Here is a 17,669-nt window from a genome sequence, read left to right on the forward strand (position 1 = left end):
GGGGCAGGCAGGACCGTTGGCGCCATGGATGGCGCCATCGAGCCCCCATGGACGGGTTTACGGCGTGTCCTGCCTGCCCCTCCCGCCCCGCCAAACACGCAGCAACCCAGAGCCATGAACCACGCTGTTGCTGTTGCCTTTGCCTGCGCTCTGGCTTGAAACGGGTGCCGGGCAGCGCCCGGCCGGGTATCCTCTCCCTCTGATGTCCGACCTTGTCCATGCCAGCCGCGAAGCCCTCAGCGAAGGCGGCGCGCTCGCCTCGCATCTGGATGCCTTTGTCCCGCGTCCGGCACAGCTGCACCTGACCGACGCCATCGCCGAAGCGCTGCAGCAGCGCGACCTGCTGCTGGCCGAGGCCGGTACAGGCACCGGCAAGACCTTCGCCTATCTGGTGCCGGTGCTGCTGTCCGGGCTGCGCACCATCATCTCCACCGGTACCCGCGCGTTGCAGGACCAGCTCTACCACCGCGATCTGCCGCGCGTGCGCCAGGCACTGGGCGTTGGCCTGCGCAGCGCGCTGCTGAAGGGGCGCGCGAATTACCTGTGCCGCTACCGCCTGCAGCAGGCGCGGGGCGAACCGCGTTTTTCCAGCCCGGAGCAGGCTGCGCAGTTCCAGCGCATCCTGGCCTGGTCCGGCCGTTCGGAGTTCGGTGACATCGCCGAACTGGAAGGCCTGGCCGATGACTCGCCGCTTCTGCCGATGGTCACTTCCACGGTCGACAACTGCCTGGGTACCGATTGCCCGTTCTGGGACGACTGCTTCGTGGTGCGCGCGCGCCAACGTGCGCAGGCTGCCGACGTGGTGGTGGTCAACCACCACCTGCTGCTGGCCGACCTGGCACTGAAGCAGGACGGCTTCGGTGAGTTGCTGCCGGGGGCGCAGGCCTTTGTCATCGACGAGGCGCATCAGCTGCCCGAGTTGGCCGCGCAGTTTTTCGGCGAAGGCTTCGGCATGCGCCCGTGGCAGGAACTCGGCCGCGACTGCCTGGCCGAGGCGCGCGGCGTAGGCGGCGCGCAGTCGGCCCTGCAGGAACCGGTCGACCAGTTGCAGCAGGCGTTGCTGGCGCTGCGCTCGGCGATGGAGGGGCTGCCGCAACGGGGTACGCAGTGGCGTGCGCTGGCGATGCCACAGGTGCGCGATGGATTCGATACGGTGATGGCCGGCCTGGTGACGCTGGAGCAGGCACTGCAACCGCTGCGCGAGGCGGCGGCGGGTCTGGATGCCTGTCATGCGCGGGCACGCGAGGCGGTGTCGCGGCTGCAGCGCTGGCTGGGCGATGATGAGCCCACCCTCGATTTCGATACCGATCCGGCGGAGACCCCCCGTGCCGCCGATGTGCTCTGGTATGAGCTCACCCCGCGTGGTTTCCGCTGCCAGCGCACGCCGATGGATGTGTCCGGCCCGCTCCGCGAGCATCGCGAGCGCAGCCGCGCGGCATGGATCTTCACCTCGGCCACGCTGACCGTGGGCGGTGGCTTCGACCACATCGCCACGCGCCTGGGCCTGGACGATCCGCACACGCTGGTCCAGCCGAGCCCGTTCAACTGGCCCGAGCAGGCGTTGTGCTACCTGCCCGAAGGCCTGCCCGATCCGGCGGCGCGCGGGTTTGGCACCGCGCTGATCCAGACCTTGCGGCCGGTGTTGCAGGCTTCGCAGGGCAGGGCCTTCCTGTTGTTCGCCTCGCACCGTGCATTGCGCGAGGCCGCCGAGGCACTGCGCGACGGGCCGTGGCCGTTGTTCGTGCAGGGCGAGGCGCCACGCGCGGCGCTGCTGCAGCGTTTCCGCGAATCGGGCAATGGCGTGCTGCTGGGCTCGGCCAGTTTCCGCGAGGGCGTGGACGTGGTCGGCGAAGCGCTGAGCGTGGTGATGATCGACAAGCTGCCGTTCGCGGCACCGGATGACCCGGTATACGAGGCGCGGCTGGAGGCGATCCGCAGCCAGGGGGGCAACCCGTTCCGCGACGAGCAGCTGCCGCAGGCGGTGATCGCCCTGAAGCAGGGCGTTGGCCGCCTGATCCGCAGCGAAAGCGACCGGGGCGTGCTGGTCCTGTGCGATCCGCGCCTGCTCAACCGTGGCTATGGCCGGGTCTTTCTTGAGTCGCTGCCGCCGTTCCGGCGCACCCGCAGCCTGGCCGATGTGCAGGCCTTCTTTAGGCCACAATGGCTGCCCGTGGCCGATGATGCGGCTGCCCCGGCCGCCGTTGCGGCGGGCCCGGAGCCTGCTCCCGGTGCCACGTTCCCCTTGTTCTGACCTGATCCAATGAAACTGCTTGCCTTTGAAACCGCCACCGAAGCCTGTTCCGTTGCCCTGCATGTCGATGGGCAGGTGCTGGAACGCTTCGAGATCGCCCCGCGCCGGCACGCCGAGTTGAGCCTGCCGTGGGCCGAGGCGCTGCTGGCCGACGCCGGCATCAGCCGTCGCCAGCTTGATGGCATCGCCCTCAGTCGCGGTCCGGGTGCGTTCACGGGCGTGCGCCTGGCGATTGCCATTGCCCAGGGCATCGCACTGGCACTGGACCGCCCGCTGCTGCCGGTCTCGACGCTGCAGGTGTTGGCGCTGCGCGCACCGGCGGAAGAAACGCAGATCCTGTCGGCGATCGATGCGCGGATGGGCGAACTCTACGTCGCCCGCTTCGAGCGCGTGGACAGCCTGCCGGTCGCGCGCGATGCCGAGCGCGTCTGCGCGCCGGCAGCGGTGGCGCTGCCGGAAGGGCTGTCGGCCTACGGTGTCGGTACCGGGTTCGCCGCAGCCGAGGGTGCGCTGGTCGCGCAGCTCGGTACAGGTTTGCGCGGATTCGACGCCACGGCATTGCCGCGTGCGTCGGACGTGCTCGCACTGGCGGTGCCGGCGTTCGCGCGCGGCGAAGCCATTGCACCGGAGAAGGTCGAGCCGGCCTACCTGCGCGACAACGTGGCACTGACCCTGGTCGAGCAGCAGGCCGCGCGCGAGGCGAAGGCGAAGGCCAACGGCTGAGCCCCTCGTGACGGGGTTGGTTGATCGCATAAACCAAAAGCCGCGCTTGGCCGGGCGGGGTGGGTTCGCGGGGGACGCCGTGAACCCCGCTCCGCGGTCCGGCCCAGCCGCTGGCGGCTGTGCGTTCGGGCGCTTGCGAAGCAGTGCTTCGCAAGCAAAGCGCCCTCACCCATGGGGGCTTGGCCGCGGCATCCATGCCGCGGACACCCCCGCGAACCCACCCCGCCCGAGCTCTGACAGTTTCCGTGTGCGTCCGCCACGGAAGATCAAAAAAAGAAAAGTCAAAGTCAAAAGCGGATCGCTTCGCTCGCATCCACGCGTAGCGTGGATGTGTGTCGACCAAGGTCGACACCTACCAACAGCAATGATGCGTCGGGATCTGTCAGAGGCGGGGCGGTATGGGCTTGCAGGACCGTTGGCGCCATGGATGGCGCCATCGAGCCCCCAGGGACGGGTTTACGGCGTGTCCTGCAAGCCCATACCGCCCCGCCAAACCCAATATCCCGACCGCTGCTGTTGATGTTGACTTTGACTTTGCTTCCAGCGGGTCCCGGGCCGCAGGCCCGGGCAACAAACCCCTACCGGTCGTCGTGCAGGGTGCCACCCGGCAGGAACACCCAGGTGCGGGTGACCTGCAGGATGTCGATCTCGTCCTCGGTCTTCGGCAGCGGCGGGAATGGCTGCGCAAGCTGCACCACCCGCAGCGCCGCCTCATCCAGCAACGGCGTCCCGCTTGAACGCAGGATCCGGCTGCTTTCCACGCTGCCATCGCGGCGCACGCCCACGCTGATCACCACCTGGCCGCCGAGCCGGCGCTGCCGGGCCTCGTCCGGGTAATTCAGGTTGCCGACGCGCTCGGCGCGGTCGACCCAGGCGCGCAGGTAATTGGCGTAGGCATATTCGCGCGTGCTGGCCGACACGAACTTGCGGTTCGGGCGCTTGGCGTACTGCGCCGAGCGCAGATGCACCTCGGCCGCCAGCCGCGCCATCTCGGCATCACGCTGCTCGCGTGCCGTCAGCGGTGCATCCGGTTCCGGCTGCTCCGGTGTCGGGCGCGCCTGCGCCTGGGCCACTGCCTCTTCGCCGTTGCGGCTGCTGACCACCCGCGCCTGCGGCGGGGGCGCCGGCGCGGCCGATTGCTGCTGTTGCGGCACCGGGCTCAGCCCCGCCTGGGCCTGCGGAACGATGCCGGCCTGGTTGTCGCGCGGGCGCTGCGCACGGTCGTGCTCGCCGCCACCTTCCTGGCTGGCGGCGGCAAGGAAATCGGCCTGCTTCGGGGTCAGTGCGGTGCGGGTCTGGCTGAAGATCACCTCCAGCGTCGGCACCAGTGGTGCGTCGCCTTTCACCGCAAAACCCACGCCCAGGATCAGCAGGGCGTGGACCACGATCGACAGCGCGATGGTCGCGCCCAGCCGTTGCGCTTCGCGCGCCGGCGGGGGCAGGACGGCAGGTGCGGCCGCCATCAGCGCAGGCCGGCCTCGAGCGCGTCGAACAGGGTGCCGGCGATGTTCAGGCCGTACTGCGCGTCGAGCTCGCGCACGCAGGTCGGGCTGGTCACGTTGACCTCGGTCAGGTAATCGCCGATCACGTCCAGGCCGACGAAGCGCATGCCACGGCGCTTCATCTCCGGGCCAACCTGGCCGGCGATCCAGCGGTCACGCTCGCTCAGCGGGCGCCCTTCGCCACGGCCGCCAGCCGCCAGGTTGCCGCGGAACTCGTCACCCTGGGGAATGCGCGCCAGGCAGTAGTCGACCGGTTCGCCGTCGACCAGCAGGATGCGCTTGTCGCCGGCCGTGATGTCGGGAATGAACTTCTGGGCCAGCGCCAGCTTGCGGCCGCCGTCGGTCAGGGTTTCCAGGATCACGTTCAGGTTCGGATCGCCCTGGCCGCTGCGGAAGATCGAGCGGCCGCCCATCCCATCCAGCGGCTTCAGCACGGCCTGGCCGTGCTCCAGCGCGAAGGCCTTCAATGCCTTGGCATCGCGGCTGACCAGGGTCGGCGGGCAGCACTGCGGGAACAGCAGGGCGGCCAGCTTCTCGTTGTAGTCGCGCAGGCCCTGCGGGTTGTTGACCACGCAGGCGCCGGCAGCGGCAGCCACGTCCAGCACCTGCGTGTCGTAGATGTACTCGGCGTCGACGGGCGGGTCCTTGCGCATCAGCACGATCTGGCCGGGACCGAACGCGGTACGGCTGAACGCGCCCAGCTCATACCAGCCGGCCGGGTCGTCGCGCACCTGCAGCGGTGCGGTCTGGGCCACCGCCACGCCACCTTCCAGGGCCAGCCCGCCGGGCCGCACGTAGTGCAGGGCATGGCCACGGCGCTGGGCTTCCAGCAACATGGCGAAGGTGGTGTCCTTGGCGATCTTGATGTGGGCGATGGGGTCCATCACCACGATGACGTTCAACGGCATGGGCGCACCTGTCAGGCAAGGCGTTGATGGTAGCGGCAACGCCGGCCGTGCGCCTCCCCGCCGTAGTGCAACGCAGCGTCCGCCTGCCGGCAGCGCAGTCATTGCGAACCCGGTCACGTTCAGCCCGGTGCTACCCCCTGCGCGGCAGGCCGGCCTTGAAGCGGGCGCGGGAAGTGCGATATAGATACGCTTTCGCAGCGGCTCCCGCCAGAGATTGGGCCGTGCGCTTGGGGATAGGCAATGACTGAAAACACGACTGCGGGCGGGGAACTCGCAGGACTCCGGGTGATGGTCATCGATGATTCGAAGACCATCCGCAGGACTGCGGAAACGCTGCTCAAGCGCGAAGGCTGCGAGGTGGTCACCGCCACCGACGGCTTCGAAGCGCTTGCCAAGATCGCAGACCAGCAGCCGCAGATCATCTTCGTCGACATCATGATGCCGCGCCTGGATGGCTACCAGACCTGTGCGCTGATCAAGGGCAACCAGCTGTTCAAGGCGACCCCGGTGATCATGCTGTCGTCCAAGGATGGTCTGTTCGACAAGGCGCGGGGGCGCATCGTCGGCTCGGAGCAATACCTGACCAAGCCTTTCACGCGCGAAGAACTGCTGGGTGCCATCCGCACATACGTCAACGCCTGACCAGGGGGGAAAGGCACAATGGCTCGTATCGTCCTGATCGAGGATTCACCGACCGACCGCGCGGTGTTCACCCAGTGGCTGCGCCGTGCCGGCCACGAGGTGCTGGAAGCGGGCAACGCCGAAGATGGCCTGCAGCTGGTCCGCGACCAGGTGCCGCAGCTGGTGCTGATGGACGTGGTCCTGCCCGGCATGAGCGGGTTCCAGGCCACCCGGGCGATGGCCCGCGATGCGGCGATCAAGCACATCCCGGTGATCATCGTCAGCACCAAGGCGATGGAAACCGACAAGGCCTGGGGCCTGCGCCAGGGCGCAGCCGATTACATCGTCAAGCCGCCGCGCGAGGATGAACTGATCGCGCGGATCAACGAACTGGTGGCCTGATGCGCTCGCCCTTCGACATCCTTGAAGCCTACGAACGACGCAGCCTGGCCCATGCGGTGCAGCTGCCCGGGCGGCAGTTCGCCCAGGACCTGTGGCGTGGCGTCGGTTACCGCGTCGGCCAGCGCCGGCTGGTGTCCGATTTCCGCGAAGTGGTGGAAATCGTGCCGATGCCACCGGTGACCCCGGTGCCCTGCGCGCAGCCCTGGCTGTTGGGCGTGGGCAACCTGCGTGGCAACCTGTTTCCGGTGGTCGACCTGAAGTACTTCCTGGAAGGCACGCGCACCGTGCAGCAGGAAGGCCAGCGCGTGCTGATCATGCGCCAGGCTGGCGGCGACGTCGCACTGACCATCGATGAACTGTTCGGCCAGCGCAGCTTCGAGCTGGACCAGCAGATCGACGCGGGCACGTTGGCCGAAGGCCGCTACGGCCATTTCGTTGACCGTGCCTTCCATGCCGACGGCCATGACTGGGGCGTGTTCTCGCTCTCGCTGCTGTCGCGCACCCCTGAATTCCGGCAAGCCGCGGCCTGAGGCCGGGCATCGCCCCCTGCATTGAAGATCGAGGTTGAACGATGAGTACTGCTTCGGACGCCACCAAGACCGGCAAGCTGCGGCTGGGCGGCAGCAACCTCTGGCTGTTCCTGCTGCTGGCATCGATGATCCTGTTCGGCGTCAACACCGGCGTCGCCACCTGGCAGGGCAGCCGTCTTGCCGACGCCGGCTCCAAGGCCGCCGACCTGCAGGTGCTGTCGCAGCAGCTGGCCAACCAGGGACGTGACGCGGTCGGCGGCAACGCCCAGGCCTTCACCGCCTTCAAGGCCACCCGCAACGCGATCGAACAGAACGTGTCGACGCTGCAGGGCCGCTATGGCAAGGAGCCGGGCGTGTCCGGCGCCATCGCCACCCTGGGCGAAACCTGGGCGCCGCTGGGCAAGCAGGCCGGGCAGCTGGTGGCCAGCGAGCCGGCGGTGCTGGCGCTGGCCGGCAATGCCAACAACTTCACCGGCGCGGTACCGGGCCTGCAGGCCCAGCTGAACGAGCTGGTGCGCGCGATGTCCGCCTCCGGCGCCCCCTCGTCGCAGGTGTACAGCGCACTGCAGCAGGTCGTGGTGGCCGGTTCGATGGCCCGTCGTGTGACCGAAATGCGTGCCGGTGGCAGCGCCGCAGCGACCTCCGGGGATGCGCTGGCGCGCGACATCACCGTGTTCTCGCAGGTGCTCGACGGCCTGCGCAACGGCAACGAGGAACTGGGCATCACCGCCGTGCGCGGTGCTGCCGCCGTGGCCGCACTGGAGCAGTCGCAGCAGAAGTGGGAAGCGATGAAGCAGGACGCCGACGCGATCCTGGCCAGCTCGCGCCAGCTGTTCGCGGCGCAGTCGGCGGCGACCGCGCTGGGCCAGGGCTCGGCCCACATGCTGGACGACAGCCGCAAGCTGTTCGATGCGTTCTCCTCGTTCGGCTCGGTGTCCGACACCCGCCTGTTCCCCAACTTCTGGATCGGCGTGGTGTCCGGCGCGCTGTCGCTGATCGCGATCATCGGCTTCGTCTCCACCAACGTGCGCAGCCGCTCGCGCGAGCAGGAACTGCGTTACCAGACCCAGGTGGAATTCAACAGCCGCAACCAGCAGGCGATCATGCGGCTGCTGGACGAAATCTCCTCGCTCGGTGAGGGTGACCTGACGGTGAAGGCCTCGGTGACCGAGGACATGACCGGCGCGATCGCCGACGCGATCAACTATGCGGTGGACGAGCTGCGCCACCTGGTGACCACCATCAACGACACCTCGGCCAAGGTCGCGATGTCCACCCAGGAAACCCAGGCCACCGCGATGCAGCTGGCAGAGGCGGCGGGCCACCAGGCCAACCAGATCACCTCCGCCTCGGACCGCATCGGCGAAATCGCAGCGAGCATCGAGCAGGTGTCGCGCAACTCGGCCGAGTCGGCCGACGTGGCACAGCGCTCGGTGGTGATCGCCGCCGAAGGTGCCGGCGTGGTGCGCGAGACCATCCAGGGCATGGACCAGATCCGCGACCAGATCCAGGAAACCTCCAAGCGCATCAAGCGCCTGGGCGAGTCGTCGCAGGAAATCGGCTCGATCGTGGAACTGATCAATGACATTTCCGAGCAGACCAACATCCTGGCGCTGAACGCGGCGGTGCAGGCGGCGTCGGCAGGTGAAGCGGGCCGCGGTTTCGCGGTCGTGGCCGACGAAGTGCAGCGCCTGGCAGAACGTACCTCGGGTGCGACCCGACGCATCGAAAACCTGGTGCAGGCCATTCAGGCCGATACCAACGAAGCGGTCACCTCGATGGAGCAGACCACGGCCGAAGTGGTGTCCGGTGCGCGCCTGGCCGAGGACGCCGGTACCGCGCTGACCGAGATCGAGCGCGTGTCCAACGCCCTCAATACCCTCATCAAGAACATCTCCATCGCCGCCCAGCAGCAGTCGGCCGCGGCCTCGGACATCACCCGCACCATGGGCGTGATCCGGCAGATCACCGGCCAGACCTCGCAGGGTGCCGGGCAGACCGCAGAGTCGATCGGCCACCTCGCGCAGCTGGCGGCGGACCTGCGCCGTTCGGTCGCCGACTTCAAGCTGCCGGCGTGACGCGGGCAGGGCGGCGAGCAAGGAACCAGTCGATGAAGCATTTCCATTCCCCACGCCAGAATCCGCGCGGCCACCGCGCGGCGGCGAACGGAGCGCGTCCATGAGCAGTCTGCGCGATGCGATGAGCCACGCAGCGCTGGGCTGGGTCAAGCCCGAGCTGGACGAGACCCTGCGCCAGGTGCGCAACGAGGTCGAGTACTACGCGGAAGACCCGAGCGATGCCAGCCGCATGCGCATCTGCGCCGGCTACCTGCACCAGGTGCAGGGCACCCTGCGCATGGTTGAACTGTATGCCCCGGCGATGGTGGCCGAAGAGCTGGAGCAGCTGGCCAATGCCATCGGCGCCGGCCAGGTGGCCGACCGGGATGAAGCCTGTGCGACCCTGATGCGTGGCAGCGTGCTGCTGCCGGACTATCTGGAGCGCCTGCAGAACGGCCATCGCGACATTCCGATCGTGCTGATGCCGCTGCTCAACGAGATCCGCGCGTCGCGTGGCGAAGAAGGCGTCAACGACAGCGTGCTGCTGGCCTTTGCGCCGGACAGCATCACCGCCACCGAGGCCGAGCTGGACCATGCCCGGGGCAGCCTGAGCGGGCGCAACCGCGAGCTGCTCGATACCGTCGGCAGCGCAGTGAAGGAAGAACTGCTGCGCATCAAGGATGCGCTTGACCTGCACCTGCGCACCGGCGGTGCACCGGAACAGCTGCAGACCCAGGCCAACGAACTGGGCGCCGTGGCCGACACGCTGGGCATGATGGGCCTGGGCGTGGCCCGCGGCGTGGTCGTGCAGCAGCGCGACGCGCTGCGTGGCGTGGTCGAGGGGCGCCAGCAGATCGACGAGAACCTGCTGCTGGATATCGCCGGTGCGCTGCTGTACGTCGATGCCTCGCTGGACGACCAGGTTGCCCATCTGGGCGCCGGCGGCAGTGGCGAGGACGATCCGAGCGCGGTGGAGAACCGGCGCACGGTGGAAGTGCTGGCCCATGAAGCCATCGCCAACTTCGCTGCCGCCCGCGAGCATTTCGTCGCCTTCATCGAAACCAGCTGGAACCATGCCGAGCTGCAGGATGTACCGCGCCTGCTGGGCGATGTGTCCGGCGCGCTGCGCATGCTCGACCTGGGTACCGCCGCCGATTACCTGCGTGGCGTGCAGCAGTACATCGAGGCCGAGCTGATCGGCCGCCAGCGCGTGCCCAGCGGCCGCCAGCTGGACACCCTGGCCGATGCCATGGCCAGCCTCGAGTACTACCTGGAAGCCCTGCGCGATCGTCGCCCGGGCCGCGAAGACATCCTCGAAATCACCCGCAGCAGCCTCGAGGCACTGCGCTACTGGCCGCTGCCCGAACGCAACGCCGCCGCACCGGAAGCGCCGGCAGCGCTTGCGATCGAACGTGAGCCGCTGCCGGTGCAGGTCGAGCCGCTGCAGCCCGAGCGCATCGAGGTACCGGTGCAGCCTGCTGCGCCCGCGGCCGGCGACGTGCCGGTATCGCTGCCGGACTTCACCTTCGATCCGCCGCCGGCCACACCGGCACCGAGGGTGCCCGACAACAGCCTGATGTTCGGCGCGCTGGGCAGCGCGGGCGTCGTGGCCGCCAGCCCGTTGGATGCTGGCGCCTCGCCGCTGCCAACACAGGATGATGCCGAGGCATCGCTGGTCTTCGCCGCATCCAGCGCACCAGCGCCTGATGTCCCGCAGTGGGAGCTGGCGCCGTTCTACCCCGAAGCCGAGGCGGCCGCGCCCGCCGGCGACGAACGCGCGCCGACGTTCGCCAGTTTCGATCCCGTCAGCTTCGAACTGGCCGACAGCGATCACGCCGATGCACCGCAGTGGTCGCTGTCCGAGGCGCCGCAGGTGCTCGAGGAAAGCGCAGCGCCTGCGATCGACGAGACGACGGACAGCATGGTTTCGCCCGTGACCGGATTCGATGCTGCGCCGGTGTTCGATCCGGTAGCGGCCGAACAGGGCGCGGTTGCCGAGGCCGACGACGTGGTGTTCCGCTTCGACGCCGATGCATTGGACAACGCTGACGACGTGCTGTCGCTGCATGCGATGGAAACGTTGTCGCTGGACGATGACCCCGGGTTGCATCCGTCGCTGGAGATCGTCGATGCCGTGGCGCCGCCGCTGGCCGATGCATCGCCTGCGGCGGAGGTCAGGGTGGACGAGGCTCCGGATGACCTGCCGGCATCGTCGATCACGCCGCCGTCGATCGAAGCGCCCGCCCCGGCAGCGGAAACGTCGGCGCCGGCCGTGTCGGTGATCGATATCGACACCATCGCGCCGATCGATTTCAGCGAAGCCGATGCCCAGTTCTTCGCCGAGCTGAGTGCAGCCGCTGCCGGCTTCAATCCGCAGGCGATGCCCACCGCGACGGCACCGGAGGCGGTCGTTGCGACCGGCGCCGACGCCAATGCCGACGCGACTACGGGCTTCGACGCCGGCTTCGACGACGACGCCGAGAACATCGACGAGGACATCCGCGAGGTGTTCCTGGAAGAGTTCGACGACGAGCTCGCCAATCTGGGCACGCTGCTGCCGGCGTGGCGCATGCAGCCGGACAACATGGACCGGCTGCGCCCGATCCGCCGCATCTTCCATACCCTCAAGGGCAGTGGCCGCCTGGTTGGCGCACGTACGCTGGGCGAGTTCGCGTGGAAGATCGAAGGCATGCTCAACCGCGTGCTGGATGGCAGCCGCGCCGCCTCGCCGGCGGTGCTGGCGATGGTCGACAACGCACATGCGGCGCTGCCACAGCTGAACGCAGCGCTGCGCCACGGCCAGCGCATCAGCGTCGACCTGCAGGCCATGCAGGCCATTGCCGATCGTGTCGGCGCAGGCGAGGAAACCTACTACGTACCGCTGCCGGGTGCGGCTGCGCCGGTTGTACCGGTTGCTGAAGCTGACGGCGAAGACGAGATCAGCCGCATTCTCGACGCGGAGGCTGCCGCCTCGGCGCCGGCCGATACCGACGTGGAGGCCGAAGTGGCCGGTACGCCGGCCAACATCGACAGCGTGCTGCGCGAGATTCTCGAGGCCGAGGTGGAAGTCCACCAGGCCACCCTGCAGGACTGGCTGCGTTCGGCGCAGCAGGCGCCGCAACCGGTCAGCGATGCACTGCTGCGCGCGGTGCACACCATGAACGGCGCCTTCGCGATGACCGAAGTGCCCGAGATCACGGCGGTGACCGGCGGCGCGGAGTCCTACATCAAGCGCGCACTGGCCGCCGAGGTGGTCCCGGGTGATGAAGGCGTAGCCGCCCTGGATGCGACTGCGCAGGCGATCACCGCCACCATGGAAGCGTTGCAGGCCGAACAGCCGCGCATCGCGCCGCAACAGGTACTCGCGCAGCGCCTGCAGGCGCTGGCTGGCGCGTTGCCGGAAGCGCGCTGGCCGATGGTGGGCCTGGAAGACGAAGAAGACGATCTGGCGCTGGATGACGAACCGCCGGTGGAACTGGACGCGGATGCATCGACAGCCGTCGCGCTTGAATCCGATGCGGTGCCGCATTCGTTTGCCGCACCGGAGCAGGACGCGGAAGCACGTGCCGATACTGCCGAAGCCCCGGTCGCCGACGTGGCGATCGAGGCCGGGCTGGAGGTCGGTGAGCTGACGGCCAGCGATGATCTTTCGCGCTACTTCGATGCCGGATGGCCGTCCGTACCGGGTGAGGAGGATGCGTCGCTGCCGGTGGTCGAATCGATCCAGGTGGCCGACGACGTTCCAGCCGTTGCCGTAGCCGGTGTCGAGGCGGAGGCCGAAGGCGTGCTGCGGTTGTCCGACGATGCCGGTTTGACCGTCGTGGATGATCTGTCGCCGTACCTGGATGCCAGTGCGCTGCCGGTTGACGACCGCGACGCCGAAGAGACTCCGGCCGCTGTCGAAGCCGTCGCATCTGACCTGAATGCGCCCTCGGCCGATCACGCGCACGTCGCTGATGCCACGGCGTTCGAAATGCCTGCTGCACTGCCACTCGACAGCGAGCTGTCGAGCCTGCAGGATGAAATGGCTGCGCCGGGGTTTGCAGAACCGGTCTCGCTGGAAGCCGCGCTCGAGGCCGGCCTGCACGTGATCGACGAAGAGCAGCCCCTGGCCGACGACGGGCAATGGCCCGTGCTCGGCCTGCAGGCCAGCGAACTCGCGCCGGGCGAGGCGGAAGCCTTTGCCGAGGATGCGGACGTCGGCGGGGAGGCGGCGATCGGTGAAGGAGAGAGCGCCGATCAGCCGTCCCCGGCGACGGTGAATGAGGAGATCGCGGAGGCCGCAGCGCAGGCCACCGCCGAACCGGTTCGCTTCTTCGAACTGGAAGACGCGCCGGGCCAGGCGGAGGTCCACGCCGAAGCTGCCGATGTCGATGCGGTTGCGGTATCGGATGCCGTGGCAGCCAGCGCGCCCGAAGCCGACGTGCTTGAAGCCGTGACACCTGACATCCTTGCCATGCCGGTGCCGGAAGACAGCACCGATACGCTCGACTTCAGCGTCTACGATCGCGAGCTGGTCGACATCTTCGTCGAGGAAGGCAAGGACCTGCTCGACCACTGCGATGGCCTGATCAGCGAGCTGCGTGATGCACCGCAGGACCGCGAGGTGCTGGCCGGCCTGCAGCGTGACCTGCACACCCTGAAGGGTGGCGCACGCATGGCCGGCATCAACGCCATCGGTGATCTCGGCCACAGCATCGAATCGTTGCTGGAGGCGGTCGCCGCCGGTCGCACCGAGATCGAACGCCGCGATGTGCAGTTGCTGGAGCGCGGATTCGATCGCCTGCACCAGCTGCTGACCCGCACCGGTAACCACCGCGTGGTGGAACCGGCGCAGGAGCTGGTCGATGCGTTCGAAGTGCGTACCACCACCGATATTGCCGCAGCAGCAGCGGCTGCCGCAGGCGCAGCGGACGTGGCGAGCGTTGCAGAAACCGCGTCGGCAACGGTCGCCGGCCCGGCGCCGGCGCTGCTCGATGCGCCGTTGTCGGCACCGCTGCCGGCCGAAGGCGTGATCGATGAAGATCCGCTGGCGCGCCCGCAGCAGGAACAGGTGCGCGTGCGCGCGGATCTGCTCGACCGCCTGGTCAACCATGCCGGTGAAGTGGCGATCTACCGCTCGCGCCTGGAACAGCAGCTTGGTGCCTTCCGCGGCGCGATGGGCGAGCTGGAGCGCACCAATGCGCGACTGCGCGACCAGCTGCGCCGGCTCGACCTGGAAACCGAGGCGCAGATCGTCGCCCGCTACCAGCGTGAGCAGGACCAGGCCGATCAGAAGTTCGATCCGCTGGAACTGGACCGCTTCTCCACGCTGCAGCAGCTCAGCCGTGCACTGAACGAGTCGGCGGCCGATCTCGGGGGCCTGCAGGGCGTGCTCGACGATCTGTCACGCCAGTACGATTCGTTGCTGCAACAGCAGTCGCGCGTCAGCTCCGAGCTGCAGGATGGCCTGATGCGCGCGCGCATGGTGCCGTTCGATGGCCTGGTGCCGCGCCTGCGCCGCGTGGTCCGCCAGTCCGGAATGGATACCGGCAAGCAGGTGCACCTGACCCTGGAGGGTACCCACGGCGAACTGGACCGCAATGTCCTCGATCGCATGGTCGCGCCGCTCGAACACATGCTGCGCAACTCCGTGGCCCACGGCCTGGAGGCGCCGGAACAGCGTCGCGCCGCCGGCAAGCCGGAGGAGGGCGAAGTCGCCATCCGCCTGCACCGTGAAGGCTCGGAAATCGTGCTGGAAGTGGCCGATGACGGTGCTGGCCTGGACCGCGAAGCGATCCGCCGCCGCGCCATCGATCGTGGCCTGTTGGCCGCCGATGCGCAGCCCAGCGAGCAGGAACTGGACAACCTGATCTTCGCCTCCGGTTTCTCCACCGCCGACCAGGTCAGCCAGCTGGCGGGTCGTGGCGTGGGCATGGACGTGGTGCGCAACGAAGTGCGCCAGCTCGGCGGCTCGGTCGACATCCAGTCGGTGCGTGGCCAGGGCGTGCGCTTCACCTTGCGCCTGCCGCAGACGCTGGCCGTCACCCAGGCGGTGTTCGTGCAGATCGGTGAAACCACCTTCGCCGTGCCGGTGGCCTCGGTCAGTGGTATCGGCCGCCTGTCACGCGAACGCTTCGAGGCCGCCGACAGCAGCTACCGCTACAGCGGCGAAGACTATCCGCTGTATGACCTCGGCAGCCTGGTCGGGCAGGCCCCGGCACGCGCCGATGGCCAGGACCAGGTGCCGCTGCTGCTGGTGCGTGCCGGTGACCTGCGCGCTGCCGTGGCGATCGACCAGGTGCTGGGCAACCGCGAAATCGTGGTCAAGCCGGTCGGCCTGCAGATCGCATCGGTACCGGGCATCTACGGTGCCACCATCACCGGCGATGGCCGCGTGGTGGTGATCCTGGACGTCGCGCCGCTGGTGCGCCGTTTCCTCGCCAATCCGACCGCACCGGTGCTGGCCAATGCACCGCGCGACGAACGCCAGGTGCCGCTGGTGATGGTGGTCGATGACTCGCTGACCATGCGCAAAGTGACCGGACGCATCCTGGAACGCCACAACTTCGAAGTCAGTGTTGCCCGTGACGGCGTGGAAGCACTGGAGCGGCTGGAAGAGCGCGTGCCGGACCTGATGCTGCTGGATATCGAGATGCCGCGCATGGACGGCTACGAGCTGGCCACGGCGATGCGCGCCGACCCGCGCTACAAGGATGTGCCGATCGTGATGATCACCTCGCGCAGCGGCGACAAGCACCGCCAGCGCGCCTTCGAGATCGGTGTCCAGCGTTATCTGGGCAAGCCGTACCAGGAACTGGACCTGATGCGTAACGTGTACGACCTGCTGGGGATCGCCCGTGTCCGTGAGTGAAACCCATCCGGCCCCGGCCGTCGCCCTGCTGGCCCGCCCCGGTGCGGCGCGCGAACGCCTGCGCGAGGCGCTGTCGCACGCAGATGTGCAGCTGGTCCTGGAAGATGACCCGAACGGCCTGGAGCCACAGGTCCTGCAGGCTGCGGATCCGCAGTTCGTGGTGATCGCGCTGGAAACGGCCATCGAGGACGCACTGGAACGGCTGGACGCCGTGCTCTCGGCACCGGGGCTGACCCTGGTGTTCGATGAGGCCGAGCTGGCCGCGCGCCGCGACGGCTGGGAGGCGCAGCGTTGGGGGCGCCATCTGGCCGCCAAGCTGCACGGCCACCAGCAGGTGTTGCCGCCGGGTGCCGAGGAAGAGCCCAGCCTGCAGCTGGAGCCCGGCCATCCGGCGCCCGCGCCGGCACCGCAGGAAGAAGCCCTGCAGCCGCATCTGGCGCAGGCGCTGAGCTGGGCCGATGACGTTCCGGCCGACGGTCTGTACTCGCCGCCGGCACACCTGCACGAACCGATCGCGCTGGAGCAGGCCCTGGCGGCACTGCAGCCGGACGTGCCCGAACCACGGGATCCGCCTTCGCCGCCGCAAGCGCCGGCCGAACCGGCGGCGCCTGCGGCACCGCCGATCTCCTTCGATCACACCGCCTGGTCGCTGGTCGAAGAATCGATCGAAGCGCCGGCACCGGCAGAAGTGGCGGCGCCGGCCGCCGCGCCGCAGCCCTCCTTCGATACCGATCATTTGACCCTGGTCGATCTGGATGCCGCCGCCCCGGCCGGTGCGCGCGCCGCATCACTGCTGGTGCTGGCCGGCATCGGTGGCCCGGATGCGTTGCGTCGCCTGCTCGGCGCACTGCCCGCGTCGTTGAGCGTGCCGGTCCTGGTGCACATGCGCCTGGACGGTGGCCGCTACGGCAACCTGGTCAAGCAGATGTCGCGTGTTTCGCCGTTGCCGGTGCAGCTGGCCGAGGCCGGCCAGCGCGCCGCGCCGGGCGAGGTCCACGTGCTGGCTGATGATATCGGCGTGCGCGCGGCCAGCGATGGCCTGCATTTCCAGAGCGATGCCACCGGTATTTCGCTCGCTGCATTGCCGGCCGAACACACCGCGCTGGTGCTGCTCAGCGGTGCCGACCTGGCCCATGTCGGCCCGGCGCTGGACCTGGCGGCCGCCGGTGCGTGGGTGGCCGGGCAGGTAGGCGAGGGCTGCTACGACCCGGCTGCGGCCACCGCCGTGGTTGCTGCCGGCATGGTGGCCGGTGAACCGCAGGAGCTGGCGCAGGCAATTGCCGCGCGCTGGGGTGAGCAGGACGACAACGGAGAGGCACCATGAGCTACGCCAGCAACGACGAAATCCGCGGCGTCCTGATCCAGGCCGGCAACGAGCGCGTACTGCTGCCCAATGCCACCGTGGCCGAAATGATGTCGCGCGTACCGGTGCAGCCGGTCTCCGATGCGCCGCGCTGGCTGGTTGGCGAGATCGGCTGGCACGGCTGGCAGGTGCCGCTGGTGTCGTTCGCACGCCTTTCCGGGCTGGGCGAAGAGACGGTGGCCGGCCACAACAAGGTGGTGGTGCTGAAGTCCCTCAGCGGCAACGCGCAGCGCCCGTACTACGCGCTGCTGACGCAGAACTTCCCGCAGCTGATCTCGGTGCCGCGCGACGGCCTGCTGGCCGACGCCTCCGAAGAAACCCTGCCGCAGATCGTGCACATGCGCGTGCTGCTGGGTGAACAGAGTGCGCTGCTGCCGAACCTGGATGCACTGGAAGCGGCGCTGGATTCGCTGGCGGCCTGATCGGCAATCCGCCGGTCGGGTAGCTGGTAGTGCCGGC

At 68.7% G+C, this 17,669-nt stretch carries 11 protein-coding genes; 9 read left to right on the forward strand and 2 right to left on the reverse strand.

The window, feature by feature from the left end:
* The first annotated feature begins 202 nt into the window (after positions 1-202).
* Positions 203-2,251 (forward strand): ATP-dependent DNA helicase, encoded by a 2,049-nt coding sequence (locus tag VG556_RS18025; RefSeq protein WP_049408093.1) that lies wholly within the window; start codon positions 203-205, stop codon positions 2,249-2,251.
* Positions 2,252-2,260: 9 nt separating this feature from the next.
* Complete coding sequence (gene tsaB, locus VG556_RS18030; RefSeq protein WP_100450480.1) at positions 2,261-2,974, forward strand: tRNA (adenosine(37)-N6)-threonylcarbamoyltransferase complex dimerization subunit type 1 TsaB; 714 nt, start codon at positions 2,261-2,263, stop codon at positions 2,972-2,974.
* Between the two features lie 578 nt (positions 2,975-3,552).
* On the opposite strand, the gene VG556_RS18035 is transcribed toward tsaB, so the two are convergent.
* Together VG556_RS18035 and gshB are read right to left on the reverse strand one after the other, a co-directional pair.
* Complete coding sequence (locus VG556_RS18035) at positions 3,553-4,437, reverse strand: energy transducer TonB family protein (protein ID WP_014648095.1); 885 nt, start codon at positions 4,435-4,437, stop codon at positions 3,553-3,555.
* Positions 4,437-5,384 (reverse strand): glutathione synthase, encoded by a 948-nt coding sequence (gene gshB, locus VG556_RS18040; protein WP_032959093.1) that lies wholly within the window; start codon positions 5,382-5,384, stop codon positions 4,437-4,439. Before gshB ends, VG556_RS18035 begins: the two co-directional genes overlap by 1 nt.
* Before the next feature lie 240 nt (positions 5,385-5,624).
* Here gshB and pilG point away from each other — a divergent pair, with 240 nt between their 5' ends.
* The 7 genes from pilG (at position 5,625) to VG556_RS18075 (ending at position 17,632) form a co-directional block, all read left to right on the forward strand.
* A complete protein-coding gene (gene pilG, locus VG556_RS18045) occupies positions 5,625-6,026 on the forward strand; it encodes a twitching motility response regulator PilG (RefSeq protein WP_005418455.1) in 402 nt (133 codons plus the stop codon).
* An 18-nt stretch (positions 6,027-6,044) separates the two neighbouring features.
* Positions 6,045-6,407 (forward strand): response regulator, encoded by a 363-nt coding sequence (locus VG556_RS18050; RefSeq protein WP_100450479.1) that lies wholly within the window; start codon positions 6,045-6,047, stop codon positions 6,405-6,407.
* Entirely contained in the window at positions 6,407-6,937 is a 531-nt protein-coding gene (locus VG556_RS18055; RefSeq protein ID WP_014648092.1) for a chemotaxis protein CheW, read from the forward strand. Before VG556_RS18050 ends, VG556_RS18055 begins: the two co-directional genes overlap by 1 nt.
* A gap of 41 nt (positions 6,938-6,978) precedes the next feature.
* The gene (locus VG556_RS18060) at positions 6,979-9,015 is read left to right on the forward strand and encodes a methyl-accepting chemotaxis protein (RefSeq protein ID WP_014038185.1); all 2,037 of its coding nucleotides are present in this window, start codon (positions 6,979-6,981) and stop codon (positions 9,013-9,015) included.
* A gap of 100 nt (positions 9,016-9,115) precedes the next feature.
* On the forward strand, positions 9,116-15,847 hold the full coding sequence (locus VG556_RS18065; RefSeq protein WP_100450478.1) for an Hpt domain-containing protein: 6,732 nt from the start codon (positions 9,116-9,118) through the stop codon (positions 15,845-15,847).
* Positions 15,834-17,171 carry a chemotaxis protein CheB gene (locus tag VG556_RS18070; protein ID WP_100450477.1) on the forward strand — a complete coding sequence of 446 codons (1,338 nt, stop codon included), beginning with the start codon at positions 15,834-15,836 and terminating at the stop codon, positions 17,169-17,171. The genes VG556_RS18065 and VG556_RS18070 overlap by 14 nt, the downstream gene beginning before the upstream one ends.
* Positions 17,168-17,632, forward strand: a complete 465-nt coding sequence (locus VG556_RS18075; RefSeq protein ID WP_014648089.1) for a chemotaxis protein CheW — start codon at positions 17,168-17,170, stop codon at positions 17,630-17,632. Before VG556_RS18070 ends, VG556_RS18075 begins: the two co-directional genes overlap by 4 nt.
* Positions 17,633-17,669: the final 37 nt, after the last annotated feature.

The organism is Stenotrophomonas sp. CASM106 (assembly GCF_049384825.1).
In the GTDB taxonomy this organism is placed as follows: Bacteria; Pseudomonadota; Gammaproteobacteria; order Xanthomonadales; family Xanthomonadaceae; genus Stenotrophomonas; species Stenotrophomonas muris.

What these genes read in the sequence shown, in the direction of transcription:
- VG556_RS18050 (WP_100450479.1), top strand. Translation starts at nt 6,045, where the DNA reads ATGGCTCGTATCGTCCTGATCGAGGATTCACCGACCGACCGCGCGGTG.
- gshB (WP_032959093.1), bottom strand. Translation starts at nt 5,384, where the DNA reads ATGCCGTTGAACGTCATCGTGGTGATGGACCCCATCGCCCACATCAAG.
- VG556_RS18060 (WP_014038185.1), top strand. Translation starts at nt 6,979, where the DNA reads ATGAGTACTGCTTCGGACGCCACCAAGACCGGCAAGCTGCGGCTGGGC.
- VG556_RS18035 (WP_014648095.1), bottom strand. Translation starts at nt 4,437, where the DNA reads ATGGCGGCCGCACCTGCCGTCCTGCCCCCGCCGGCGCGCGAAGCGCAA.
- pilG (WP_005418455.1), top strand. Translation starts at nt 5,625, where the DNA reads ATGACTGAAAACACGACTGCGGGCGGGGAACTCGCAGGACTCCGGGTG.
- VG556_RS18055 (WP_014648092.1), top strand. Translation starts at nt 6,407, where the DNA reads ATGCGCTCGCCCTTCGACATCCTTGAAGCCTACGAACGACGCAGCCTG.
- VG556_RS18075 (WP_014648089.1), top strand. Translation starts at nt 17,168, where the DNA reads ATGAGCTACGCCAGCAACGACGAAATCCGCGGCGTCCTGATCCAGGCC.
- VG556_RS18025 (WP_049408093.1), top strand. Translation starts at nt 203, where the DNA reads ATGTCCGACCTTGTCCATGCCAGCCGCGAAGCCCTCAGCGAAGGCGGC.
- tsaB (WP_100450480.1), top strand. Translation starts at nt 2,261, where the DNA reads ATGAAACTGCTTGCCTTTGAAACCGCCACCGAAGCCTGTTCCGTTGCC.
- VG556_RS18065 (WP_100450478.1), top strand. Translation starts at nt 9,116, where the DNA reads ATGAGCAGTCTGCGCGATGCGATGAGCCACGCAGCGCTGGGCTGGGTC.